The organism is Paenibacillus naphthalenovorans (genome assembly GCF_001465255.1).
Classification (GTDB): domain Bacteria; phylum Bacillota; class Bacilli; order Paenibacillales; family NBRC-103111; genus Paenibacillus_G; species Paenibacillus_G naphthalenovorans.
The window spans coordinates 813,627-839,052 of the sequence record NZ_CP013652.1 but is presented as its reverse complement, the minus strand read 5'-3'; the positions used below and the strand labels follow the sequence as shown (position 1 = coordinate 839,052).

Annotated in this window: 23 protein-coding genes; 5 read left to right on the top strand and 18 right to left on the bottom strand. The window is 49.1% G+C overall.

What is annotated here, in order from left to right:
* Positions 1-2: 2 nt before the first annotated feature.
* The 7 genes from IJ22_RS04055 to IJ22_RS04025 form a co-directional block, all read right to left on the bottom strand.
* Positions 3-2,063 carry a carbon starvation CstA family protein gene (locus tag IJ22_RS04055; RefSeq protein WP_062410848.1) on the bottom strand — a complete coding sequence of 687 codons (2,061 nt, stop codon included), beginning with the start codon at positions 2,061-2,063 and terminating at the stop codon, positions 3-5.
* Positions 2,064-2,266: 203 nt separating this feature from the next.
* Positions 2,267-2,998 (bottom strand): LytR/AlgR family response regulator transcription factor, encoded by a 732-nt coding sequence (locus tag IJ22_RS04050; RefSeq protein ID WP_062407430.1) that lies wholly within the window; start codon positions 2,996-2,998, stop codon positions 2,267-2,269.
* Positions 2,999-3,004: 6 nt separating this feature from the next.
* On the bottom strand, positions 3,005-4,624 hold the full coding sequence (locus IJ22_RS04045) for a LytS/YhcK type 5TM receptor domain-containing protein (protein WP_235594249.1): 1,620 nt from the start codon (positions 4,622-4,624) through the stop codon (positions 3,005-3,007).
* A 142-nt stretch (positions 4,625-4,766) separates the two neighbouring features.
* Positions 4,767-6,098, bottom strand: a complete 1,332-nt coding sequence (locus IJ22_RS04040) for a DRTGG domain-containing protein (protein ID WP_062410847.1) — start codon at positions 6,096-6,098, stop codon at positions 4,767-4,769.
* A gap of 153 nt (positions 6,099-6,251) precedes the next feature.
* Complete coding sequence (gene aceA / locus IJ22_RS04035) at positions 6,252-7,532, bottom strand: isocitrate lyase (RefSeq protein WP_062407426.1); 1,281 nt, start codon at positions 7,530-7,532, stop codon at positions 6,252-6,254.
* A 406-nt stretch (positions 7,533-7,938) separates the two neighbouring features.
* The gene (locus tag IJ22_RS04030; protein WP_145862494.1) at positions 7,939-8,142 is read right to left on the bottom strand and encodes a hypothetical protein; all 204 of its coding nucleotides are present in this window, start codon (positions 8,140-8,142) and stop codon (positions 7,939-7,941) included.
* A gap of 200 nt (positions 8,143-8,342) precedes the next feature.
* On the bottom strand, positions 8,343-9,605 hold the full coding sequence (locus tag IJ22_RS04025; RefSeq protein ID WP_062407422.1) for an L-lactate MFS transporter: 1,263 nt from the start codon (positions 9,603-9,605) through the stop codon (positions 8,343-8,345).
* Between the two features lie 489 nt (positions 9,606-10,094).
* Here IJ22_RS04025 and IJ22_RS04020 point away from each other — a divergent pair, with 489 nt between their 5' ends.
* Positions 10,095-10,985 carry an AraC family transcriptional regulator gene (locus IJ22_RS04020; protein ID WP_062407420.1) on the top strand — a complete coding sequence of 297 codons (891 nt, stop codon included), beginning with the start codon at positions 10,095-10,097 and terminating at the stop codon, positions 10,983-10,985.
* Here the strand turns inward: IJ22_RS04020 and IJ22_RS04015 are convergent.
* From IJ22_RS04015 to IJ22_RS04005, 3 genes are all read right to left on the bottom strand, one after another.
* Entirely contained in the window at positions 10,912-12,057 is a 1,146-nt protein-coding gene (locus IJ22_RS04015; protein WP_062407418.1) for a glycoside hydrolase family 88/105 protein, read from the bottom strand. The two genes, IJ22_RS04020 and IJ22_RS04015, sit on opposite strands and share 74 nt — an antisense overlap.
* A 25-nt stretch (positions 12,058-12,082) precedes the next feature.
* Positions 12,083-13,390 (bottom strand): Gfo/Idh/MocA family protein, encoded by a 1,308-nt coding sequence (locus tag IJ22_RS04010; RefSeq protein ID WP_062407417.1) that lies wholly within the window; start codon positions 13,388-13,390, stop codon positions 12,083-12,085.
* 286 nt (positions 13,391-13,676) lie between these two features.
* Entirely contained in the window at positions 13,677-14,174 is a 498-nt protein-coding gene (locus IJ22_RS04005) for a nucleotide triphosphate diphosphatase NUDT15 (protein ID WP_062407415.1), read from the bottom strand.
* 180 nt (positions 14,175-14,354) lie between these two features.
* Between IJ22_RS04005 and IJ22_RS04000 the strand changes: the two genes are divergently transcribed.
* Positions 14,355-15,200 (top strand): exodeoxyribonuclease III, encoded by an 846-nt coding sequence (locus tag IJ22_RS04000; protein ID WP_082660666.1) that lies wholly within the window; start codon positions 14,355-14,357, stop codon positions 15,198-15,200.
* Between the two features lie 69 nt (positions 15,201-15,269).
* Here IJ22_RS04000 and IJ22_RS03995 read toward each other — a convergent pair whose 3' ends face one another.
* From IJ22_RS03995 to IJ22_RS03970, 6 genes are all read right to left on the bottom strand, one after another.
* On the bottom strand, positions 15,270-15,461 hold the full coding sequence (locus IJ22_RS03995; protein WP_062407413.1) for a hypothetical protein: 192 nt from the start codon (positions 15,459-15,461) through the stop codon (positions 15,270-15,272).
* Positions 15,462-15,503: 42 nt separating this feature from the next.
* Positions 15,504-15,722 (bottom strand): hypothetical protein, encoded by a 219-nt coding sequence (locus tag IJ22_RS03990; protein ID WP_054818760.1) that lies wholly within the window; start codon positions 15,720-15,722, stop codon positions 15,504-15,506.
* Between the two features lie 108 nt (positions 15,723-15,830).
* Complete coding sequence (locus IJ22_RS03985) at positions 15,831-16,181, bottom strand: hypothetical protein (RefSeq protein WP_062407411.1); 351 nt, start codon at positions 16,179-16,181, stop codon at positions 15,831-15,833.
* A 16-nt stretch (positions 16,182-16,197) separates the two neighbouring features.
* Positions 16,198-18,141 (bottom strand): primary-amine oxidase, encoded by a 1,944-nt coding sequence (locus IJ22_RS03980; RefSeq protein ID WP_062407409.1) that lies wholly within the window; start codon positions 18,139-18,141, stop codon positions 16,198-16,200.
* 177 nt (positions 18,142-18,318) lie between these two features.
* Positions 18,319-19,089, bottom strand: a complete 771-nt coding sequence (locus IJ22_RS03975; RefSeq protein ID WP_054818757.1) for an IclR family transcriptional regulator — start codon at positions 19,087-19,089, stop codon at positions 18,319-18,321.
* A gap of 113 nt (positions 19,090-19,202) precedes the next feature.
* Positions 19,203-19,979, bottom strand: coding sequence for an IclR family transcriptional regulator (locus tag IJ22_RS03970; RefSeq protein ID WP_062407407.1), 777 nt, complete (start codon positions 19,977-19,979; stop codon positions 19,203-19,205).
* A 383-nt stretch (positions 19,980-20,362) separates the two neighbouring features.
* Here IJ22_RS03970 and IJ22_RS03965 point away from each other — a divergent pair, with 383 nt between their 5' ends.
* From IJ22_RS03965 to IJ22_RS03955, 3 genes are all read left to right on the top strand, one after another.
* Entirely contained in the window at positions 20,363-21,664 is a 1,302-nt protein-coding gene (locus tag IJ22_RS03965) for an ammonium transporter (RefSeq protein ID WP_217634696.1), read from the top strand.
* Between the two features lie 152 nt (positions 21,665-21,816).
* Entirely contained in the window at positions 21,817-23,127 is a 1,311-nt protein-coding gene (locus IJ22_RS03960; protein WP_212741250.1) for an ammonium transporter, read from the top strand.
* 3 nt (positions 23,128-23,130) lie between these two features.
* Positions 23,131-23,475, top strand: a complete 345-nt coding sequence (locus IJ22_RS03955; RefSeq protein WP_062407403.1) for a P-II family nitrogen regulator — start codon at positions 23,131-23,133, stop codon at positions 23,473-23,475.
* Positions 23,476-23,627: 152 nt separating this feature from the next.
* Here the strand turns inward: IJ22_RS03955 and IJ22_RS03950 are convergent, their stop codons facing one another.
* Both IJ22_RS03950 and IJ22_RS03945 read right to left on the bottom strand, forming a co-directional pair.
* Complete coding sequence (locus IJ22_RS03950; protein ID WP_062407401.1) at positions 23,628-24,581, bottom strand: PDR/VanB family oxidoreductase; 954 nt, start codon at positions 24,579-24,581, stop codon at positions 23,628-23,630.
* Between the two features lie 29 nt (positions 24,582-24,610).
* Positions 24,611-25,117 carry a dimethylamine monooxygenase subunit DmmA family protein gene (locus IJ22_RS03945; RefSeq protein ID WP_062407399.1) on the bottom strand — a complete coding sequence of 169 codons (507 nt, stop codon included), beginning with the start codon at positions 25,115-25,117 and terminating at the stop codon, positions 24,611-24,613.
* Positions 25,118-25,426 lie beyond the last annotated feature (309 nt).

Genomic DNA, 25,426 nt, shown 5'->3' with positions numbered 1-25,426 from the left:
CATCACGCTCCAAATGTAGATTTGACATACGGTGCTTCCTGCAGCTTCAGCTCTTGTTTTTGAACCAGAATTTTGTACCATACCCGCAAAGATTCGATAATCATCAGAATGACCACGATACCGAAAAAGAGAGTAAGAATCGCATCGACATAGTTATTGGTCACAATTTGCTGCATGACTTCCATATTTTTGGCCGGAGCGATCACTTGCCCGCTGTTGATCCCCTCTTGATATTTTTTCGCCGCCGCCAAAAATCCGATGCTCGCCTGTTCGGAGAACACTTTTTGGAATCCGGCAGTCAATGTCGTCACCGACAGAAAAACAAACGGAACGATGCCTACCCAGGCGTAACGGGCCTTGCCCATTTTAATCATAATCGTTGCCGCTAAAGCCAAAGCGATGGCCGCCAGCATTTGATTCGCGATTCCGAATAGAGCCCACAAGGAGTTGATGCCTCCAAACGGATCGACGGCTCCCTGATACAAGAAATATCCCCAGGCGACGCAAACCACAAAAGAGGCGAGAACATTGTATTTAAACACCTGGGTTTGAGCGAACGGCTTATAGAAGTTGCCGACCAAATCCTGCAGCATAAACCGGCCCACCCGGGTACCCGCGTCAACCGCCGTCAAAATAAATACGGCTTCAAACAAAATCGCAAAATGATACCAGAACGCTTTGGCGCCGGCCAGGAACGTGGAGAAGATTTCGGCCATCCCGACGGCGAGCGTCGGCGCTCCGCCCGTTCTGGAAAGAATGGTGTTCTCCCCGATTTCCTTCGCGGTACTCGTAATTTGCTCCGGTGTTACCGTGAAGCCCCATGACGAAATTTTGGCCGCCGCTGCCGCCGCGTCCGTGCCGATTACGGCCGGGGAGGAGTTCATTGCGAAATAAATGCCCGGCTCCAGGGCGCATGCCGCAATCAATGCCATAACGGCAACGAAGGACTCTGCAGCCATCCCTGCATATCCGATAAAAGGCGCATGGCTTTCTCTTTCGATCAGCTTCGGGGTCGTACCGGACGATATCAGGGAGTGGAATCCGGATACGGCACCGCAAGCAATGGTGATGAATAAGAACGGGAATAAATTGCCGGAGAATACGGGTCCGGTACCGTCGATAAATTGGGTTACCGCCGGCATTTGCAGTTCCGGCAGGGTGACCAGGATCCCGCCGGCCAGCAGAATGATCACGCCGATTTTCAAGAAAGAGCTTAAGTAATCCCGCGGCGCAAGAAGCACCCACACCGGCAGAACCGAGGCAATCAATCCGTACACCACCATCATGATGGCGATTTGCGGAGCGGTGAAGGTAAACATTTGGGACAGCGTCTCGCTTTGCGCTACATACTGTCCTGCCCATAAAGCGAACATTAATAAAACAAACCCGATAATCGACCCTTCGATCACTTTTCCCGGCCGAATAAAGCGCATATAGAAGCCCATAAAAATGGCGATCGGCATCGTCATGGCAATCGTAAACATTCCCCACGGAGACTCCGCCAATGCTTTGACGACGACAAGTCCGAGCACGGCGACAATAATGATCAGGATCGCGAGGGTGGCGATGGAGGCCAGGGTTCCGGCGAATCGCCCCACTTCGTCTTTGGCCATTTGACCGAGCGACTTCCCGTCTCTGCGCATGGAGCCGACAAGCGTCACAAAGTCTTGTACGCATCCCGCAAGAACGGCCCCGATGATAATCCACAAAATGCTGGGCAGATAACCCATTTGTGCGGCCAGAATCGGACCGACTAACGGTCCCGCGCCTGCAATGGCCGCAAAATGGTGGCCGAAGAGTACATATTTATTCGTCGGGACAAAGTCTTTACCATCGTTATGAACTTGAGCGGGCGTTGCCCGATCGTCGTTTAATTCATAAATCTTCTTGGCGATAAAACGGCTGTAAAAGCGATAACCGAACGCATAGGTACAAATCGCCGCTATGATCAACCACGCCGCCGAAATGCTCTCTCCGCTCGCCAGCGCGATCATGGCAAAGCCCGCCGCACCTAACACCGCAATAGCTGCCCATACAACATACGAAACGAATTTGTTTTTCATCATGTCATCACTCCATTGTAAGCGTTTTCTTATTATGCGCAAACCATCATATGCGATGCGGAAGCCATCATCTCTCAGCTTATCGTACCCATGTGATACCCCCCAAACGGCTTAAGATTGGCAACGCTTGCAATCAGTATAAACCGTTTGGAATTTGCGCGAAACGCCTGGAACGCAACATGCATGATTACCGAAGCATGATGTTAAATTTCAAGCTTCAAACGTAAGCCCTTCACATAATTCCGGCTGACCGGTATACGGCTTTCCGCCGCGTCGTCCATCAGCAGATCGTAGGCGCCGTTAACCCACGTTTTCATTTCGACAATCGAAGCCAGGTTCACGAGAAAGCTTTTGTGGCAGCGAAAGAAGCCGAACGGCTCCAGCTTTTGTTCCAGCTCCGACAAGGTATAGGCCCCCCCGTAAGCCTTGTCATGCGTGTGAACCTGTACATATTTCCCCTCTTTGCTGATAAACACAATATCTTTGGGAAATACATACTTGATGCCTTCATCCACTTCAAGCGCCAGCTTAACGGGGGCAGGGGCGGCCAGGCTTGGCGATCCGATCTCCGTGCGTTTTTTGCGCAGCTCCCGGAAAACCATGTTCACATCTTCTTCGTCATAGGGCTTGAGCATATAATGGAAAGCCCTCAGCTTGAATGCATCGACCGCATATTGATCATAAGCGGTAGAAAAGACGATCTTCATCTGCGGATTCATCCCGCCGACGATTTCGGCCACTTGAAGCCCGTTCAAATCGGGCATGTTCATATCCAGAAACAGCACATCCGGGGCATGTTCTTTTACCTTTTTGATGGCATCCATACCGCAGTTGGCCTGTATCACACTTTCCACATCATCGATCTGCTCCAATAAATAGACAAGCTCTTCCCTTGCCGGAGCCTCATCGTCCGCAATCACGATATTCCAACCCATCTGCCTTCACCTCACCCAAAAGCTGATTTTTGTGCCTTCTCCCGGTTTGCTGTCAATTTCAAGAGGACGTTCATTTCCGTAATGGTAGCTTAGACGCTGCTCAATATTGCGCAGCGCCATACCCGCGTGTTCCTCCTGACGTTTTAATCCGCCGGCTTTCAGACCTACCCCGTCATCTTCAACGGAAATTCTCGTCTGCAGCTCCTCGCCGTTCTGCTCTTCCTTGACCCGAACTTGAATCACTCCCGGTCTGCCTGCGTTGGCAATCCCGTGAACGATGGCGTTTTCTACGAGAGGCTGAATCGTAAAAGGAGGAATCTGACGATCTAAAACATGTTCATCGATATCGATAAAAAAATCCAGTTGATCTCCCAGCCGCGCTTTGATTAAGTTCAGGTAGGACATCACCAGCTCGATTTCATCACGGATCGGAACCAGCCTTTGATTGCCGTTGCTCATATTTTTGCGCAAAAATCGGGACAAATGCATGACCATCTGGCGAGCTTCTTCCGGCTTCGTTCGAATAAACGATTTGACCGTATTGAGTACGTTAAACAAAAAATGCGGATTCATCTGCGCCTGCAGAGAACGGATTTCGGCGTCTGCAAGAAGCTGTGCCTGCCTCTGGGTTTCCACAAAGGCATACTGCTGGGAAAGCAGCCCCGCCAGAGAGGCCAGCATTCTCCTCCGGGAAGGATGATCATCCTGGTCCAAACGTTCGAAAAACAAACGAAATTGTCCTATCGGTTTCTTATTCTGGATTTCAATATTCATATCTATCCAAAAGCCGGTTTTTCTTCCCTCCGCAATCCATTCCGAACCGTTTTTGCTGAAAAACACACCTACAGCCTTCGTCTCCTCGTTAAGCACCTTGGCGATTTCACGAACCGCCTGATCGAATTCCAGCCGCCACAGCGGCATCGTCATGTCGGCGATTTGCAAAGCTTTATGGGCATGCTCCATACCGATTCGTTCTTCCTCGCGTACCATGGAGTTATACAAGACAAAATAAAGAGCGACGCCAACGCTGTTAGCGAATACCTGAGGAAAGCCGATGAGCGATACTAACTCTACTGCTTCATCCCATGGCTTGGCCAGCATCAGAATGAGCGCCATTTGCAGTAGCTCGGCAAAAAAACCGACGACAAACGCAAGCTGCATCGATGAAAATTTACGGAAACGCCTTTTCAACGCATTTCTGCAAAGTCCGGCCAAGATGCCTTGAAGGATAGGGGCAACCATACAAGCCACCGCTACAAAGCCGCCCAAGCTGTATCTGTGCAAACCGGCCACCGTTCCGACCACCAGCCCGCTTTTCACTCCGCCAAGCAAACCGGCAATAACAACGCCAACGGTTCTGGAATTCGCTATGGCTGCCGTCGGGGTTACCTCACCGATCCACGGGGCCGGCTGGTAGGTGTAATTTGAAACGCTTACACCGGAATATGTGCCTAGCATCGCATAGGCGCTAAAAAAGACAAGGAACCGCCACTGATACGACTTGTCCCCCTGATAATTCATATAGCTTCTCATCCAACGGCTGCGTGAGAAAACAAAAGCCAATGCGATCAAAAATCCAACTCTTTCCAGCATGTCGACAGACAACTGCAGCATCGGTTCACGCACCTTCGAACATCTTCATCCTGTAGTCCAACATAGGCCACACACTTCACACGGTCACCCGGCCCATCTAAAAAACATTGGCTGATGTACGCCGCGGCGCAGAGCCAATGTTTTAACCGGGAGCAAGATCAACGACGAATCATCGTTATTGCAGTATTCGCGCCGTTACCATGGATCTCGCCACACGAACGCCATTGCACATCATTTCCAAATCGATCTTGCAAAATCTTCGGCTTAATTCAATAATCGTGGGCACGATTTCGATCACATCGTCGATTTGCAGCGCCACGAGAAAATAACTGGAGCAGCTGTCTATGATCAAATCGCCTTTTTTATGCTCCTGTACCGTACGGTACGCGGCTCGAATCATCAGGGTCGATAAGACTCCCTCCGACACCATGCCTTCATAATTGGTCATTTGGGGTGTCACCGAGCCTCTAAAATACAGCTTCCCTTCCGAATTCCGCAGCTCTTCAAATCCCGCGCTGATTTGAACTTCAAAGGTTTCCGCATTTTGAGGCTGTTTTTGCATGTATTGCATCGCTTTCATGACGTCTTTACGGCTGATGACTCCAACCATTTTCCGATCCTGGTCAATGACCGGAAGCAGCTCGATGCCTTCCCAAACCATCGTATGGCCTGCGGAAGCTACAGACGCTTTGCTGCTGATCACGAGCGGATTCAACGTCATCAATTCTCCGATCGGCTGGTCAGGTTTGGCGCCGATAATGTCTTTGGTCGTAATAATGCCGATCGGCTTTTGGTCTTCATCCACCACAGGATAACGGGTATGTGACGTTTGCTCCACCAGTTTTTCCATTTCTTTCACCGTATTTGTCGGCAGTAAGGAATAAACCGGCGTGTCTTTGCGAATGATATCTTCCACGATCAGGATCTGCTTCTTGATTAATCGATCCTCAATGGCCCGGTTAATCATGGCGGCAACGGTAAACGTATCATAGCTGCTTCCGATAATCGGCAGCTCCAGATCGTCAGCAAGCTTCTTGACCTCGGGGGTTGTGTCAAAACCTCCCGTAATCAATACGCCCGAGCCTTGGCTGAGCGCACACATATGGGCTTGTACACGATTTCCGACAATAAGGAGATTTCCCGGCTCAATATACTTCAGCATCGCTTCAAGCTGCATCGCGCCGATAACAAATTTGTTCAACGTTTTATGGATTCCCGCGGATCCGCCAAGCACAACCCCTTCCACCACTTTGACGATTTCCGCAAAGGTAAGCTTATCAATCTGGTGCTCCTCTTTCTTCTCCACCCGGATGGTGCCGATTCGTCTTTTGGTGCTGACCAGTCCGCTATTTTCAGCTTCCTTAATAGCACGGTACGCGGTGCCTTCACTAACGTCCAGCTCTTGAGCGATTTTCCGAACGGACAGCTTCGTCCCTACGCTTAATGACTCAATGTATTTGGTTATTTGTTCATGCTTTGTATTGAGTTCCGAATTGTCCGAGCTCATCTTCCGCACCTCGCTGAACTGTTCTATAATATTTAGACAATTATATAATAGCTCAGCAAAAAAAAACAGCACCCGATTTGAACAGCACCTCCAATGGCTAGTTATGTCTAACCATTGGGGTGCAGTTCAATGAAGGTGCTGTCCGCTTTTTATTTAATGAGCGAACTGCTCTTCCTCGGTCGAGCCCGTCAGTGCCGTAGTGGAAGAGGTCCCGCCCGAAATGACCTGTGATACTTCATCGAAGTATCCCGTACCAACCTCGCGCTGATGGCGAGTCGCCTCATAGCCCTTGGACTCGCTGGCAAATTCACGCTGCTGGAATTCGGAATAAGCGGCCATGCCACGGTCTTTGTAGTCGTAAGCCAGTTCAAACATGCTGTGATTGAGCGCATGGAACCCGGCTAAAGTGACAAACTGGAATTTGTATCCCAATTTTCCAAGCTCTCTCTGGAATTCGGCTGTTGTTTTGTCATCCAATTTCTTTTTCCAGTTGAAGGACGGGGAGCAGTTATAGGCAAGTAATTTCCCCGGAAATTTCGCATGGATAGCTTCCGCGAACCGCCGGGCCTCATCGAGGTTCGGCTCGGATGTCTCGCACCAGATCATATCGGCGTATGGAGCATATGCAAGACCACGGGCAATCGCTTGATCCAGCCCTTCCTTGACGTAGTAGAAGCCCTCCGGTGAACGTTCCCCTGTAAAGAAAGGACGGTCGTACTCATCGATGTCGCTCGTGATCAAACGGGCGGCATTCGCATCTGTTCTTGCGATCAGGACCGTCTCCACACCCAGGACATCGGCAGCAAGTCTGGCAGCGATTAAGTTCTTGACCGCTTGCTGTGTAGGAAGCAGCACCTTCCCGCCCAAATGGCCGCATTTCTTCTCCGAGGAGAGCTGATCTTCAAAGTGGACAGCCGCAGCTCCTGCTTCGATCATAGCCTTCATTAATTCGAATACGTTCAAAGGTCCGCCAAAGCCGGCTTCCGCATCGGCCACGATAGGCAAAAAGAAATCAATGTCTTCTTTGCCCTCCGAGTACTGGATCTGATCCGCCCGCTGAAGCGCCTGATTAATCCGTTTTACCACGTGGGGAACGCTGTTGGCCGGATATAAGCTTTGATCGGGATACATATGACCTGATAAGTTCGCATCGGCGGCCACCTGCCAACCGCTTAAATAAATGGCTTTAAGTCCTGCTTTGGCTTGTTGGACAGCCTGATTTCCGGTAAGCGCTCCGAGTGCCGGGACGAAATCTTCCGTATTGACCAGTTCCCACAGCTTCTTTGCTCCCCGGGCGGCCAGCGTATGTTCAATTTGCACGGAACCGCGAAGGCGAATAACGTCCTCTGCGGTATACGGCCGCTTAACTCCTTCAAATCTCTTCGAATTCCAACTGGATTGCAATTGCTCCTCTTGAAGCCGGCGGTTACTCATTTGTATCAGCTCTCCCTATTTTAAAATAAAATACACGGTTGCTAGCCTTGCGAATGGAAATTAAATCGATTCTTCCAAATACCCGCTGCCTCCGCAAATCGGGCAAGTGTACGGCAAGGACGTTCTATCCCGATTAGTTCCAGCATGCTGATCTTCTTTCGAATGCTGTTCCTCATCGCTGTAGTTTATCCCTTCCCATTCCCCTGTTCCATAACACTTGGGACAGTCCATCACAACCAGCTCCTTTTCATTTGTTATAATACAGATTATATTTTATATTTATTTTATAACATATAAAATAAAATTGTTCAATACTGTTTTTTAATTTTTTATTTGTTATATAATATTTAGACCATTAAAAAGTCCGCCATTGGTTTGGCGGACTGCAGAGCCGTGTATTCGTTCTTTATGAAATATCCATATCAGGATCAAATGCTGCATAATACAAGGACATATGAACAGGAGATAAATCATAAAAAACCGTTTCTCCCATTTCATCATGTTCCGTGCGCGCCACCGCTCTTGTTTCTTCCTTGCTCGCTTCCAGCACATGTATTTTCCCAATCCTGCCAGTATTACATTCAGCCGACAATGCCGTGCTATTCATCATTACCGCTCCCTTCGAATGTAATATTATAATACTACAGCATATATAATTTTAATTTATTATATAACAGAAATTAATTATATGCAACAGATAAAAAAAAGATGATTTTTTATATAACAAAATATTTCCCCGCCTTGGATCATGTCGGGCGTACACAAAAAAGGGGCCGTCCCATAAGTGGGACACCCCCTTTGTTTGTTCTTTTAATAAGCATGTTTCTCTTGATTAAAAACGGCTTGCTCCTTCAGCTTGCGGATGTCTCTGCGAATCAACAAGGAAACAATAAGTGCGATAACGAACAGGCCGGCAAAGAAGCTCAAGCTGTTCGCATAGCTTCCTGTTGTATCTTTGATCCATGCGGCAAACATTGGACCGGCCAAGCCGGCGGCCGCCCAGGCGGTTAAAATATACCCATGAATCGCACCAAGCTGCTTGGTTCCGAATAGGTCGCCGATATACGCGGGGATGGCCGCAAAGCCTCCTCCATAACAAGTGTATATCACGGCAAGCATAATTTGGAATAATATAACCGTTGTTGTATAGGGCAGAAGTGCAAACAGGATGATCTGAAGCACAAAGAACGTCGTGTAAGTGTTGGGACGGCCAATGTAATCCGAGACGGATGCCCAACCGATACGTCCGAGACCGTTGAACAGCCCCAGTACGCCAACCAGGGCGGCGGCTTCCGTCACAGACAGCCCGATGCTCTCCTGAGCAAGCGGCTTTGCCGCCGATAGGATAGCAATCCCGCAAGTGATATTAATGAACAGCATAATCCAAAGGTAATAAAAGCGGGATGTCTTGATCGCTTCATTGGCCGTAAGCTGAGAGAGATCGGTATACCGCGATTTGGAAGCCTTGACTTTCTCCTGAAATCCAGCAGGCATCCAACCGGCAGGCGGCTTCTCAAGGTACAAGGACGACACCAGCATCAATAGAAAGTAAGCCGCGCCCAGAATATAAAACGTCTTGGCTGTTCCCACCGACTGGATTAAGGAATTCATAATCGGACTGCTGATCGCGGCGGCAAATCCAAAGCCCATAATCGCAAGACCCGTAGCCAACCCGCGGCGATCCGGGAACCACTTGACCAATGTGGACACGGGCGCAATATAACCAACACCCAGGCCAATTCCGCCAAGCACTCCATAACACAGGTAAAGCAGATTGAGCGATTCCAGGTTCACCGCAAAACCGGAGCCGAATGTCCCTATACCGAAAAAGACGGCGGCAACCAAACCGGACTTGCGGGGACCGTGTTTTTCCACAAAATGACCCATGAAAGCCGCTGACAACCCTAGAAACAGAATGGCCAAACTAAACGTAAACTGAACTTGACTTGCTGTCCAGCCGAACTGTTGGATCAGCGGGTTGGTAAAATTGCTCCATGCATAAACAGATCCGATAGAAATATGGATCCCTACTGCTGATGCAGCAATCAACCAACGGTTTTTAATTTTCTCCATACATTACACCTCTTCATCAAAATTCTCTTATGCAGAGAAATAAAAAGCATCACAAACGCCTGTCCTTGGATCGCATGAGAGCAGTGGACAGGATTTGTGACGCTAGTATACCCGCAGGAGCGCTACGTCAAACCAGCATATTGTGATTATTTCGTATGTTTCCGGGAACAGCTTAACGTGGAACAGGATCGCTGCTCACGAATCAAGCGCTTCCGGAATAAATTCCGATTACCATTTCGTTAATATTCTCGTTAATATTCTCGTTAATTATTTCGTTAACATGTTAACAATTTCGACAAATATTAGACTTCCTCATTCTACCATGCAACCGTATTCATGGCAATAGATTTGTTCTGTGTTACAAATCGCAAATTAACGTTCTACAACGAATCGTTGAATCGGTTTCGTATGGACATGAATCCCCTTTCAGCTTTTGGTTGCATACGTTTACAGTGATTTGCTATTCTTGGGATAGGGAGTGGGACTGCGATGGATGAAGATTTTCAAATTCATTTTGCAAAAGGCGAAAATTTCGCTATGCGAAAATTTCACTATCATGATCATTATGAAATTTACTACTTGTTCGCGGGAGAACGTTATTATTACATTGAGAACCGGACTTACTATGTACAAAAGGGCTCGATGATTTTCATTAAGAAGAATGAAATCCATAAGACCATAGCGGGCGGCAAGCTGCATGAGAGGGCGGTCGTTTATTTTACCGACCGCTTTGTCGACCAGTATCACGGGCAGCATATGGATATGCTGCTGTCCTCTTTCATGAGCGCCAACAGAATCGTTGAACTAAACAACCTCGAGCAAAACTATATCGAAAATCTGATCTTCCAAATGAATAACGAATACTCCGATCGCGGCCGTCAAGGACGCTCCTTATACTGCGAAACGCTGCTCGTTCAATTGCTGTTGTTCGCTTCCCGCAAAATGAAAGAAACCGCGGAGGCGGCCCATATTCCAATGCATCCTAAAATTTCGGAGGTCATTGAATACTGCAACGCCAATTTTGTGAAATCGCTTACGATGGAAGGGGTAGCCGCCCGCTTTTTTATCAGTCCGTTTCATTTCAGCCGTTTATTCAAGCGGTATACCGGCTTTAATTTTACGCAATACATTCATACGCTGCGCATCCGCGAGGCCCAGAAGCTGCTCCGGGAAACACCGCATAAAGTGATTGAAATCGCCGGGCAGGTTGGATACGTCAATATCGCCCACTTCAATCGCAAATTTAAACAAATCGCCATGATGTCGCCGATGGAGTACAAAAAAATGATTAAATCCTCGGGTATATTTACGACCGATGCTGCAGCTGCGTCCGGGACTCCGTCTCCCGCAGCCTATGAATCTCCACACCGGCCAATATGAACGGGGCAAGCCCCATCATCGCATCCCGGACAACCTTTTCACCGATATAGTATGAATAGCTTCCGTCACGATAAGGAGTTCCGCCCAGCCCCGCGCCATGGCAGATCTGATTCAAGTGAACGCCGGTTTCATCCGTCTCTACGAGCCGTTCAAGCATTCCCTGATAGCTTTTGACAGCGGCGGGCTTGAATTTAGGCGACAAATATCCTAAACGCACCCCTTTGGCGATCGCATAGGTGAACATCCCTGTACCGGAGGCCTCCAGGTAATTTCCTTCCTTTTGCCCCATATCCAGCACTTGATACCATAAACCGCTCTCCGCTTCCTGCACCCGCACCAAGGCACCGGCCATACGTTCAAAAATGCCGACAATCGTTCCTCTCTTGGGATGATCCGCCGGAAAATGCTCCAGCGCATCCACGATCGCCATCGTATACCAGCCCATAGCCCGGCTCCAAAAATGCAAGGACTTTCCCGTGTCTGGATTACACCAGCGCTGTTCCCTGCTTTCATCCCAGGCATGAACCAGCAGCCCGGTTACGGGATCTCGCGTTTGTTTCTCCACCAGCAGGAGCTGCCGGGAAACTTCGTCAAGCCATTCCGGCTGTCCGAACGTTTGGGCATACTGCGCAAGGAAGGGGGAAGACATATACAGTCCATCGAGCCACATTTGGAACGGATAAATCTTTTTGTGCCAAAATCCGCCCTCGCTTGTTCTCGGGTGTCCCCTCAGCTGGGCCGCAAGCAAATGCGCCGCCTTCTCATACCGCGTCTCCCCGGTTTGACGAAGCAGCGGGAAAAGCACCTTGCCTTGATTAATTTGATCGAGATTATACTCTTCCAGCACATACGTTCTGATGGCTCCGCCAGGCTCTACGAACAAATCCATATGTTTCTTCATGTAGTCAAAATATTTTGCCTCGCCGGTTTGTTCCCACACCCTCCCGATCGACAAAAGCATCATCCCCGGCACATAAGCCCATCGCTTGGCCAACTCCGGATGATAGCCTTGCAAATCGGAGGCGGACATGAACGTTTCCGCCGTTTGGACTGCCCATTGTAATCCATCCATCGGGTTCACTCCCTTTGCGAACCTTTTATCGGCTTGCCGATTCCTGGTATAACAACTCTTGAATACGCACCGGCGCACCGGATTTAACCGATTTCCAAATGGCCTCGCCGGCCAATACGGAATTCGCTCCCGCTCGGGCTCCCGTTAAGATTTCGTACGGTTTGCGGGGATCGGGGCCAAGAAACAAGTCCTCCAGAATGAGCGGGTCTCCTCCCCCGTGTCCTCCCTCGGTAAACACAACATGAATGGTTTCCTTCGAGCCGAATAAAGGGAAATAATCGATCGTCTGTACAGGTACGGGAAAAGGAATGCGGCCGGGCGCATGGAATTCCTGAGTCTCCAAACGGCCCCTTGTCCCGTTAATGGCCAACCGATAGCCTTCATAAGGTACGGAGAAATTGACCGAGTAGCTGAGCAGCGCACCTTTGTCAAATTTGACGGCTGCCGTATAGGTATCCTCGATATCGATCTCCGAATCGAAAATACAGGCGTCCGGACGGTAATTCGTGTAGCTGCCCGGACCCTTGCCGAACGCAGCCTCGCCGATATGGTCGTCTTTCGGAACCGCCTCCCTGCTTCTGCCGAACCATCTCATGTAATAAGCGCAATCCTGTTTCACATTACAGGTCCCGCAATATCTCCTATCCTCCTTCCTCGGATTCAGCTCTCCTTCAGGACCGTAATAATTCAATGCCCCGTAAGCAAAGGCTTCTACAGGAGTCTGATCGATCCACCAGCTCACCAAATCGAAGTGATGCGTGCTTTTGTGAATGGACAAGCCTCCCGAGTTGCTTCTTTTCCGGTTCCAGCGTTTGAAATAGCTGGCACCATGGTAGGTGTCGATGTACCAGTTCAAATCAACGGAAGTCACACGCCCGATTTTCCCTTCCAGAATAAGCTCTTTGATCCTGGCATGAATCGGCATATACCGGTAATTGAACGTTACGCTCACCCTGCCTTTGGACTTTGCTTCAGCCTCCAGAATTTTCCGGCATTCTTCGCCGGTCACTGCCATAGGCTTTTCCGTAATCACATCCAGATCATGCTCGAGCGCTTTGACAATGTAAGTTTCATGCGTATGGTCCGCTCCGGCAACGATGACCGCATCCGGCCCGGTCCCGCGAACCATGTCTTCGAATTGTTCCGGGCTGTACACGGGAACTCCTTTGAGCTGGGGATATTTCTCAAAGCATACTTCAAACCGCCTTGGATCCACATCAAGCAGTCCCGCAATTTCCGCATGCGTTGAGAATGTTTGAAGCATAGGACCGATAAACATATTCATCGCTCTGCCGCTTACTCCACAAATGACATACTTTTTCACCTGGCTCATCCCCCGTCAGTCTTTTTTCATTTCCATTGCATTGTAGAACAAATCGAAGATGAAATCTTGGACGGATTTTGTCATGATCCATAAAACTTTGCTATTTATGCTCTTTTTCACAAAACAAAAACCGTCCTCTCTCTAGTGAAAGGACGGCTAATCTTTGCTTACATGATTTCGTTTGCTTCGGCTTTCAAAGCTTTGTACTTTGGAGATGATGGCAGAAGGCTGTACAGAAAGCAGCCCTGAAAGGCTTGCGTTACTTACTTCTTTCCAATCGACCATAGCTTCCCGGTTACGAAAGAAGCTGTTCGTCCTTTAATTTTTTCAATACCACGCGGTCTGTCGGGAACGCCAAAACCGGCAGTTCCTCATAAGAGAAGAATCCCACTTCCTCTAGATCATCGCCCGCGGCAAGCTCGCCCTCTATCTCATTGGCCAAAAACCAGATGCCAACGGTTTGTTGTTCAGGATTGTGGAAGTTTGAAAGAACGGTATATACCGCTGTAATCTCTATCTTTAAACCCGTTTCTTCAATAAATTCCCGTCGGGCCGCCTCATACACATCCTCATCCCACTCGACGTAACCACACGGAATACACCATTGTCCCTCATAGCTTCCCTTTCTTTTGCCCAGCAATACCTTTTTATCCCTGATGATGATCGCCGCTACACCTACCACCGGATTTTGATAGAAGACAAAGCCGCATGAAATACAGTAGGGTCTGGAGATTTCCTTTTTTTCATTTAAACTTAGCCTTCCTCCACACTTAGGACAGAAATGATATCTCATTTCCTCAATCACTCCAAATCTATAAGCCGCTTTTGTTTATCTTAACAGAAAACGCTTGGAAAATGATAGAATAAATGAATTTTTTTCCATGACGGGGAACCTGCACTGAAAAGGAGGCATGTATAAATATGATATACTACTGGAAAGAACCTTACGAGCACTGCAAGGAGATGGTTTTCAATGAAGCTGGTATCGTGGAATGTTAACGGCTTAAGGTCATGTGTGAATAAAGGATTTTACGATTACTTTAAAACAGCTGACGCAGACATTTTCTGCATTCAAGAAACGAAGCTGCAGGAAGGACAGATTCGTCTGGAATTGGATGCGGAATATGTTCAATATTGGAATTATGCAGAGAAGAAAGGGTACTCGGGAACCGCAGTATTTACAAGGATCGAACCGGTTTCCGTACGATACGGCATGGAGGAGGAGCAGGAGCCGGAGGGACGGATCATCACTCTGGAGTACGACGCCTTCTATCTTGTTAATGTATACACCCCGAATGCGCGGCGTGATCTGTCAAGGCTGGAATTTAGACTGGCATGGGAAGATCGGTTCCGAAGCTTTCTTCAGCGGCTGGACGCCCATAAACCCGTTATTGTTTGCGGCGATCTCAATGTGGCGCACCAAGAGATCGACCTCAAAAATGCGAAATCCAACCGTAACAACTCCGGATTCACCCCGGAAGAACGATACCAAATGACCCAATTATTAGAAGCCGGTTTTATCGACACCTTCAGACATTTCTACCCCGACCGGACTGATGCCTATACCTGGTGGTCCCTTATGCCCAAGGTGAGAGAGCGGAACATCGGATGGCGAATCGATTATTTTCTTGCCTCATCAAGACTTGCTCCCTTTTTATTGGACGCACAGATCGATGCCCATGTTACAGGCAGCGATCATTGCCCTGTGATCCTGAAAATCGCAGATATAAGCTTGGACGACGGCGCCGGTCCGGTCGACCGGCATGCGGCGGCGGACTCTGCCGATGAGTTCAGGATGCCTCTTCGCATCTACTGTTGAAACATATCTGATATCATGCTTGGCAATGCAAACCCCCCGAGAACGGTGTCCCGGGGGGTCAGTATCAAGTTACTGCGCTTGGTCTTCTTCCACTATTTCCCAATGTATGCTGATCATCTTGTCTGCCCAGCTGCGGATATTGATTTCGATCGCTTGTTCGATCTCTTCATCTGTAAGTTCCCCGAGCTTGCTTTCCTCGATCACGAGCTCGTCTTCCTTTACCGCTTGGCCACCCAAAGACAATTGGACTTTAATTCGCATCCACAGCCCTCTTTTCGTCTTCCAAGTCGGTCCAAGTCCATCTCACGCGCTGCAGCCTTCACATTCATAATACTGGTTTCCGGTCGTTTCCTTTATTTCAATCAGTTTGCCTACCACAACATCTTCCGCTGCAATAAACTCGAAATCGGCTATTTTAGCTTGAACGCCTTTCCTTGCCTCATCCTCCGAGTTAGCTACCCAACTGAATGTGCCTGTTTTTTGGGCTGAGGGAATCTCATATTCAAAATGATATCGTTTCATATATTCAATCTCCCTTCGATTCGTCTGTGATCGTAATGCTTGAATGTAAAGTATAACTATACCACAGACCGGTCTATTTTTCACCTCATTTCATTTATCTTTTGGGGCTTATATGGACATAAAGCTGTAGATTCCAATCCCAAGCATAGCCACAGAAACAGTACAGCACAGGTAAGTATGCAGGCCGCCCTTTCGCTTTTTCCATGCCATGGCAAGCTGCCTGACGGCAAAAAACATGCCCGTTCCGTTGATGATGAGAAGTACCCAGGTTAACAGTTCCATCGATGCGGAAGCATCATGCATCATCCCGTGATGGTGCTGCCCATGCATCTCCATCGCACCCATGAGCAGCGGTGCGGAGAACCAATGAATCAGATGCAGAAGCAGGACCAGGAGTACCGAAAGACCGGACACCGTGGTATATTTCATCTCCGCACCCATTTGTCTTCGTTTCTGCATCAATTGCGTTCACCCCTTAACTCTGGCAACCGTTCGCTGTAACCGCGCTGCTGCAGTAATTTTTCTTTGGGGACGGCGGGAGATTGATCGCCGGGCTCTGGTTGAAAAAGCTGACCGGCTTTAATGAGAAGCCGATGTAGGCTGCCGGCATAACCGGCCAATCCTCGGGCCGGGGCACATGCGTATGCCCCATCGTGTACCATACGACGATATCTTTATTGCTGATCTCCCGGTTCTGACTCGTCCAAAATTCAAGGCCGTCTCCGCCGGCGTGCTGGTTCGGATAATTTCCGGACGCATAGATTTCGTCCTCATGATAAGGCGTCACCCACAAATGCTGTTTGATGAAACCTGCGCGCTTCATCAGGCTGGAGTTTTCCGAGGCGAACGGGAAGCAGTTTTCTCCAGTTACCATCTTATAGCCTACGGACTGCCCGTACTCGTTTTTCACATTGTCGTTCACGATTTTCCAGTATCTCGCCGTCTCCAGGCAAATATTTCTTCTGGCCTCAAGTTCCGTCGCAAGCAGCGTAGACTTCGCATAGAAGGCGTTCTCTCTCGGGTTATGCTCTCCCGGTTCCTCGGCCACGACATTGACTTCATATACGGAGTTCTCATTTCCGTCAATCTGCATATCCATCCTTACGTTGAAGAAGTGCTGATGGTTCGGAGCATACAAATCAGGGCCTATCATCGTACCGTATTTCGGCGTATCGCCCGGATGCAGGCCGGCTGTAGACAGAATGCCGGTCAGTTTCACTTCGAACTGAATGTTGCCATCCTGATAGAAGTACCAGAAGAAACCATACTCATAGTTGGCAACCGTTGATATCGAGGATATCACAAGTCGGCGGGAGCGTCTTACTTCCACGTCATTGGTCCGCCAATCCGTATGCTTCCAAAGAATGCCGTAGTCCTCCTCATGCATACAAATCGCATTCTTAATAACGACCAATTCGCCCTTGCTGTTCGTCATCGGAGCATCAAAGTACTTGATATAGCCCACGCAGTCGCAGCCAAGCTCCAGAGAATTCGCCAACTGCCCGATTCCGTATTCCCCGCTGTCGAACGCGTTCTTGCGATTCTGAATCGCTCCCGGATCGCCATATGGAACCACCATCTCCGACAATGCGGCACGGTACAGGATCGGACGCTTACGCCCCCCATCCTCGTATGTCACTGTGTGAAGCGTCAGCCCTTCTCGCGGGTTAAAGCCGATGCGGAAATTCCAATTTTGCCATTCGACTTCATGGCCATTTACTGTAAAACTCGGTCCTTCAGGCTGGATAATCTCTATCGGCTTGATCCCTGTACGAAGCGGCCCCACCCGATCAGGCGTGTAATTCGCTTCTTGAGCCGGGATCTTCGTATATTCGTATTCTTCTACCCGGAGAATTTCCATCTTATTGAGATCTACGATCGGAATCAAAGGAAGCGGCCGGGCATATCCGTTATCCTTCTCATCACTGCGCAGGAAGCAGAGCGGACGCGCCAGGCGTACCAAGGAATCCTCCTCCGCCCCGAAATGTCCCGCCGACCACAAATCCACCATAACCAGACTCGGGTCATCAATCCCAAGACGCTTCAGCGCCTCTTGGAATAACGGGCTTCTTTGCACCACCTTCTCGCACTCCAGGTGTTCATCCAGCATGATCATCGGATGTACGCCCGGGATAAGTTTCCAGGAGGTTACTTGCTGCTTCGTCAAGGATACTACCGCCTCGTAGCAGGCATTGTCCAAATTGTTAAGAATAATGATCAATGCTTCCCTCTCTATCGGATTGCTTCCGTCATAAGCCTGCACCAGTTCTTTTTTCGGTTCCTTCAATTGAACCGACACGAATCGGTGGTATGCTCCAAGTCCTTTTTGTCCTTTCAGGATGGAGACGGCGATCCCGATCTCCTCCTTGCTCAACGGCTCCAACGGATGATTCTCAACTTGTACGGTATTTTCGGCCATTCCGATCTTCCTCTCTGTAAGGTTATTGTACTGCATCTTTGCCGGTTGGTTTTGTATTCACCAAACCGTGTTACGTTATATCACAATCATATGACGCAATTTTATTTTCTTAAAGCGATGATTACCGAATAATGAGATGCTAAGAAAGAACTTTTGGTTCTTTTGGGAAACAAACCTTTATTTAAATCGATAAAGATTACGGAAACCGAGCTCCCTGGAGATGTAATAAGCATATTTTTTGGTATAAGAACTGTACTTCTCGATATGTTGAGGTGTAAAGCGGGTTGACGGTCCGGCGCAATTCAGCGAGCCGATCACCGTATTCTCACGGGAGAAAATCGGAGCTCCAATGCCTGTTGTTCCGTCCGTAACTTCTCCAACTGACACCGCAAAGCCTTTTTCACGAATCTTCTCAAGTTCGTATTCTACGGATTCTTGAGTCAACCGTCTCAAAGACGGAACGGAAGACCAGTCCACATTTTTCAACATGTTATCCCTTGTTTTTTGCGATAGGTAAGCGAGCATGGCGCGGTTTGAGGCACCGATATATAGGGGCAGCCTTAATCCGATCGGTTCGGAAATGTTGAGGATCTGTGAAGAATCAATCCTATCGATGTAAACACCTTCCATATTTTCTCTCATGGTCAGATATACCGTTTCTTTCGTTTGCCTTGAAAGCTCCTCCATATAGGATCTGGCGACTGACCGGAGCATTAAACTATCCCACATCAGAAAGCTGTATTTCATGATGGTAAAGCCCAATTTATATTTTCTCGTCTTGCTGTTCTGCGAGACAAAGCCGTGCTGCGACAAACAGCCTAAAATCCGATGAACGCTTTGAACCGGCATTTCCAGTTCTCTGCTGATTTCGGTCACACTTACCTCCTTTTCATTTCCCTGCGGCACAAGAATGTTTAAGATACTGATCGCTTTGGATATCACAGACATGAATCCCACCATCCTTGTAATATGAATTTATATTAACAATTTTGCCGGATAATCTGTTTATAATTGACAATCGCCCGAATGGGTGAAAAGGTGTCCAGTATCTGCATTCCGTATTATTGACTCCGTTTCATTCGGTTTCTGTATCCCAACTCCTTCGAGATCATATTTGCATACTTCTTGGCTTGCTGGCTGAAGATTTCTATTTTTTCGGGGGTAAAACGAATAGAGGGGCCGGCGACGTTAAGGGAGCCGATAACAGTGTTGTCAAACGAAAAAATAGGGGCACCGATGCCGGTAGTGCCATCTGTCGCCTCCCCTGACGTCACCGCATATCCTCTGGAGCGAATGATTTCAATATCTTTTTGTATGTATTCCTTTGTGAGTGGAATTAAGGATGGAATGGAATCCCAATTTACGTTTGTCAGGATGGCCTCCTGCACTTTTTGCGGCAGATAGGCAAGTATGGCACGATTGGAAGCCCCTATATAAAGCGGAAGTCTTAATCCGATCGGTTCGGAAATTTTGAGAATCTGCGGGGAGTCTATGGCATCAATATAAACCCCTTCCCGGTTTTCCCTGGTTGCCAGATAAACGGTTTCCTTCGTTTTTTGCGAAAGCTCCGCCATGATCGGACGAGCCAAGGATCTCAACATAAGACTGTCCCACATCAAAAAGCCATATTTCATGACCGATAATCCCAGTTTGTACTTTTTCGACTTTTTATCTTGCGATACAAATCCGTGTTCGGATAAGGAGTGAAGAATCCGATGAACGCTCTGAACGGGCATGGCGAGCTCCCTGCTGATTTCAGTTGCGCTCATTTCCTTTTCACTGCCTTGCGGCACAAGCAGATTTAGAATATAAATAGCTTTTGAAATAACTCCAGACATTGATTGCACCTCCAAGTCGAACATTTGTTATATTATATGACGTGATCATACCATATAAACTACAGCTTTGAAATACAGTTTCCCACGATTCGGGAAAGAGGTTAAAAAGCTTGAAGTGTCGCTTGAATCACTGTCTTTCGTTATATATTCCCGCTTCTTCTCTTCCTTGCGGCATTTATTTTTTTTCGTTTTATCACCATGCGGGATAATTGTCTATGAACTCCTCTTCATCTTATGTGAATATATCGTTAAATTATTTAACATTAGGAGGCTCATCCATGCTATCGAAATCGCGATTCGTTTTGTTCTGTTTCAGCCTGCTGTCCATGCTGTGTCTCGTATTCCCTCTCGGCGCCTTCGCCGCAGACACCGCTGTGCCACAAATTGACACCGGCGACACCGCCTGGCTTTTGGTCTCGACGGCTATCGTTTTGTTTATGTTCGTCCCCGGTCTCGCCTTGTTCTATGGAGGAATGGTCAGCCGGAAGAACATTCTTTCCATCCTTATGCTTAATATGAGCAGCCTGGTCGTGGTCAGCATCGTTTGGGTCCTTTGGGGTCACACCCTTACCTTCGGAACGGATCTTTTTGGGATCATTGGCGGTATGGATTACTTGGGCTTTGCCGGCATAGGCCAGGAGCCGCTCGGAACACTCACGATTCCCCATGTACTTTTCGCTGTTTTCCAGGCCTTGTTTGCAGCCATTACTGTTGCTCTGATTGCGGGCGCTGTCGCCGAAAGAATCCGTTTCTCCGTCTGGATCTTGTTTTCCGCCGCCTGGGCAACCTTCGTGTACGCGCCTATGGCCCACTGGGTTTGGGGTGGAGGCTGGCTGTCCAAATTGGGCGGCCTCGATTTTGCGGGAGGCACCGTAGTTCACATCCTCGCCGGCGTCGGAGCCCTCACGGCCGTCATCGTCCTCGGTCCGAGAAAAGGATTTCCAGGGCGAACCCTCCCCCCGCATAATCTTGTCTTCTTTTTTATTGGAGCCATGTCCCTCTGGTTCGGGTGGATGGGCTTCAACGGAGGAAGCGTATTGGCAGCCGGGGGGCTGACAGGCTTGGTATTTGCCACAACCCACGCAGCCGCCTGCTCGGGAGCGATCGCTTGGGCTGCCATAGAATGGCTCATTCACAAAAAACCGACCCTGGTCGGAACCGTTACAGGCATCATAGCCGGACTGATCGCCATTACACCGGCCGCAGGCTACGTATCCGTCCTGTCTTCGATTCTTATTGGAGGAAGCGCCAGCTTCGTCTGTTATTGGGGAGTCAACATCCTAAAAACGAAATTCAAATATGATGATACCCTCGATGTGTTCGGCCTGCATGGGATCGGGGGAATCTGGGGAGCTTTGCTCACCGGTATTTTCGCAGACATCCGTATCAACCCTGCCGGAAACAACGGATTGCTGCACGGCAATCCCAATCAATTGCTTGCACAGGTATTGGATGTCGCCATCGCCGTAGGCTGGGCCGCGGCCGGCACCTTCGTCGTCCTGAAGATCATTGCTCTTTTCACACCGCTTCGGGTTAGCTCCGAGGAAGAAAGCTTGGGGCTCGATCTGAGCTTCCACGGAGAGCAGGCCTACAACGAACAGGAATCCGGCACAAGCGAAATGCGCCCTCCCTCTTTCCCCGCGCTCGGAATAGAGACAACCAAGGTCACCCAATCGGCCCCATAACGGTATTTTTCACAAAATAATCAATCGCCTTAGTTAGCATAAAAGGAGGAAATGAAATGCTGCCAAAACCAACCCTGAAGATTCTTTCTCTTTGTTTTATCTTGTTATTGTCCTTTCCTTTCTCGGTCTTCGCCGCAGAAGCCGAGACCGCCATCGATACCGGCGATACCACCTGGATCCTCGTCTCGGCGACCTTGGTACTATTTATGTTCGTTCCGGGTTTGGCTTTATTTTATGGAGGCTTGGTAAGCCAAAGAAACATTCTCGCCACGATGATGCACTGCTTAAGCGCTCTTTCCGTTGTCAGCATCGTATGGGTGCTTTGGGGGTACAGCTTTGCTTTTGGCCCCGGGGACAACGGGGTCTTCGGAGGATTCTCCTATTTGGGATTTCATGATGTCGGCCAAAGCCCTAAAGAGGGGTTAACCATCCCCCACCTGCTGTTCGCCTTGTATCAGGGGTTATTCGCGGCAATCACTACAGCCCTGATTTCGGGAGGCGTTGCGGAACGCATCCGGTTTCCCGTTTGGCTTCTCTTCTCGATCGCCTGGGTTACCTTGGTCTATGCTCCAATGGCGCATTGGACGTGGGGCGGCGGCTGGTTGTCCAAATTGGGCGGTCTGGACTTCGCGGGAGGTACGGTGGTTCACATCCTGTCCGGCGTCAGTGCGCTGGTGGCGGCCATCGTTGTCGGCAAGCGCAGAACGTTCCCCAACCAAACCCATCCTCCTCACAATCTGGTATTTTTCTTTATCGGAGGCATGTGCCTGTTTTTTGGATGGTTTGGATTCAATGCCGGCAGTGCATTGGCATCCGGCGCCCTAGCGAGCCAGGCTTTTGCCACAACGCTCATGGCCGGCTGCGCCGGCGGGATATTTTGGATCTTTTTGGAATGGAGGCTTCGAAATAAGCCTACCCTGGTTGGCGGAGTCACCGGGGTCATCGGAGGCTTGGTAGCCATCACTCCGGCTGCAGGATACGTAACCGTCCTGTCCTCCATCGTCATCGGCGGAGTAGCCAGTCTCGTTTGTTATTGGTCCCTGAATGCTCTCAAAGCCAAATTCCAGTATGACGATTCCCTCGATGTGTTCGGTCTTCACGGCGTTGGAGGCATCTGGGGCGCCATGGCAACCGGGATTTTCAGTACAAAAGAAGTCAACGCCGCCGGTGCTGACGGCCTCTTAGCAGGCAATCCGATGCAGGTGCTCATCCAACTGGAGGATGTGCTTGTCGCCGTTACCCTGGCCTTCGCCGGAACCTATGTCATCCTCAAAGCCATCAGCTTGTTCACTCCGCTGCGGGTAAGCGACGATCAGGAAAGCACCGGGCTCGACCTCAGCCTTCATGGAGAAAATGCTTATAACACCTTCGAACTAAACAGCAGTGAACCGCACGATACCCCGTTGTCCGTTTATGAAAAGGATTCATATAACGCCAACCAAACTTCTTTGAAGGGAGTCTGATCTATGAAGCAGCTTACAATCATTGTAAGGCCGGAGAAACTTAGCAGCGTTACCGCAGCGCTTCACCATATCGGTGTAACAGGAATGACAATAAGCGATGTAAGAGGACAAGGAATTCAGAAGGGCGTTACCACCATTTATCGCGGAGTCGAATATCAAACCAATTTCGTCCTCAAAAACAAAATCGAAACCGTCGTGAGCAATGAAATTTACGAGAAAGCCATCGAATCGGTGTTGGAGGCTGCAAGAACCGGCAAAGTCGGCGACGGGAAAATTTTTGTTACCGAGATTACCGATGCCATAAGAATCCGTACCGGCGAACACGGCCAAGCCGCTCTGGACCAGTAAATGTTCAACCCCTCCAAATCCAGCCTTGCCAATGGCGGAATTGGAGGGGCTTGTCGTCTTTTTCAGGGAGGGCTTTCCACTGCAACAAAAACGGGTTGACGCCGTTTCCTCGGCATCAACCCGCTTTTGTGCCCTAACGGCATAAACCCACGCTACGCATGAATGATCAAGAGATTACTCTTGGCTCTGGAGATGCAGGGCATCATCACGTTCCGCGAGTTCTTCTCATGGTCTGACAAGAAAAAGTCCCTGTGATCGACCTCCCCCTGTTCCACTTCGATCTCACAGCTGCCGCATCCGCCCATCTTGCAAGAATAAGGCGCATCGATCCCATGTTCCAACATCACATCAAGCAAGCTTTTGTCCTCCGGAATCCGCAGTCTTATATTGCTTTTCGTCAGGACGGCTTCAAAGGGCAGACATGGTCCTGTGTCAGGCGGACTGAACAACTCGTAATGGATGCTCGATGGCGGATAACCGTAATCCAATGCCGCATGTTTAAACTGTCTGATCATAGCCTCCGGACCGCAAAAATACACATGGGTCCCGATCCGCTGCTTCCACATCACCCTGGTTGGCATCCGTTCCCGCTGGCTTGAAAAATAGAAGCGTACGCGTTTCCCATAAGCGGTTCCGATTTCTGAATAGAAGGGACAATATTCTTCGGAAGCCGCAGCATAATGCAGTTCAAAGGACTTCCCTTCGGCAGCGAGTTGCGGCATCATCGCCATAAATGGAGTTATTCCGATTCCTGCGGCAATAAACACATGATGCCGCCCTTCGAAGCTCAGCGGCAAATGATTTTGGGGATGACTAATTTCAAGGGTATCTCCTTCTTTCATACGGTCATGCCAATGCACCGATCCGCCCCTGGAAGTTTCGCTTCGCCGAACGGCAATCTTATAATATTCGTCCTGCAGCGGATTTCCTGCCAAGGAATAGTGCCTTTCCAACAACCCTCCATCTGTCTCGAGATAGGTTGTAATGTGCGCCCCTGGCGAGAACCCGGGAAGCATTCCTTCGGCGGCAGACAGCTTGAAACTTTTCACAATCGGCGTTTCCTGCATGATTTCCGTCACGACGACTTTCAGTTTCGGACTGTACATGATTGTTTCACCTCCAAGAACAGCACGGATTATACGGATATATACCCCAAATAGGCATTCATTCGTTCAGAATAATGGCTGGACACCAAAAGCGGCGCCCCGCAGTGCTCACACTCCATTTCAGCTTCGGCCGTCTTTTTTTGAAGCCGGTAACAACCCACGCAAAACACGGTCTCCCGTGTTTCTCCGGTAGGATACCCGTCGATTTCATCTTTAGCGAAACCTAGTCCCCGTGACAATGTTAACAAAGGATGATACATCTCCATATCGCAAATCACGATTAGCTGAACTTCCATCGTCTGATTCTCAAGCGTCCGGGATATTGCAGATTGATCCCATACTCCCAACCAGCGTACAGGAACATCGATGCTTCTCGTAAATCTCTTGAATGCTTTGTGGGATTCTCCGCGTACCTTCTGCAAATAATGCACCTCCGCCTGCTTTCCTTGTCTGCCTAAAGCAAGCAGTATCGGAATCGCGTGAAGTATGCTTGTTTCGTCCACAAACAGGATATATTTATGTTTATGATTATTCATGGTGACGGCCTTCTTTGGTGATGGGCATTGGAGAGTCCCTGACTTGGAGTGATACAGAAGATGCATCCTTTCCTCCATCGTGCAGCTCTCCAAGTCGAAATAATACCGGACTTGAGGCGTTTGCCCTCCATTCAAACGGAGAAACGTGACCGGCACATCAACATATATACCATTTAGCTCTACTCCCTGAATCCATCCTGCAGTATGGCTGCACTCCCCCTGGACCCGTTCGGCATGAACGCAGCAATATCGTGCAAGAAAAGTTCCTGATTGTAAAATATGATATACGTTGTCCACGGTAGTCCCTCC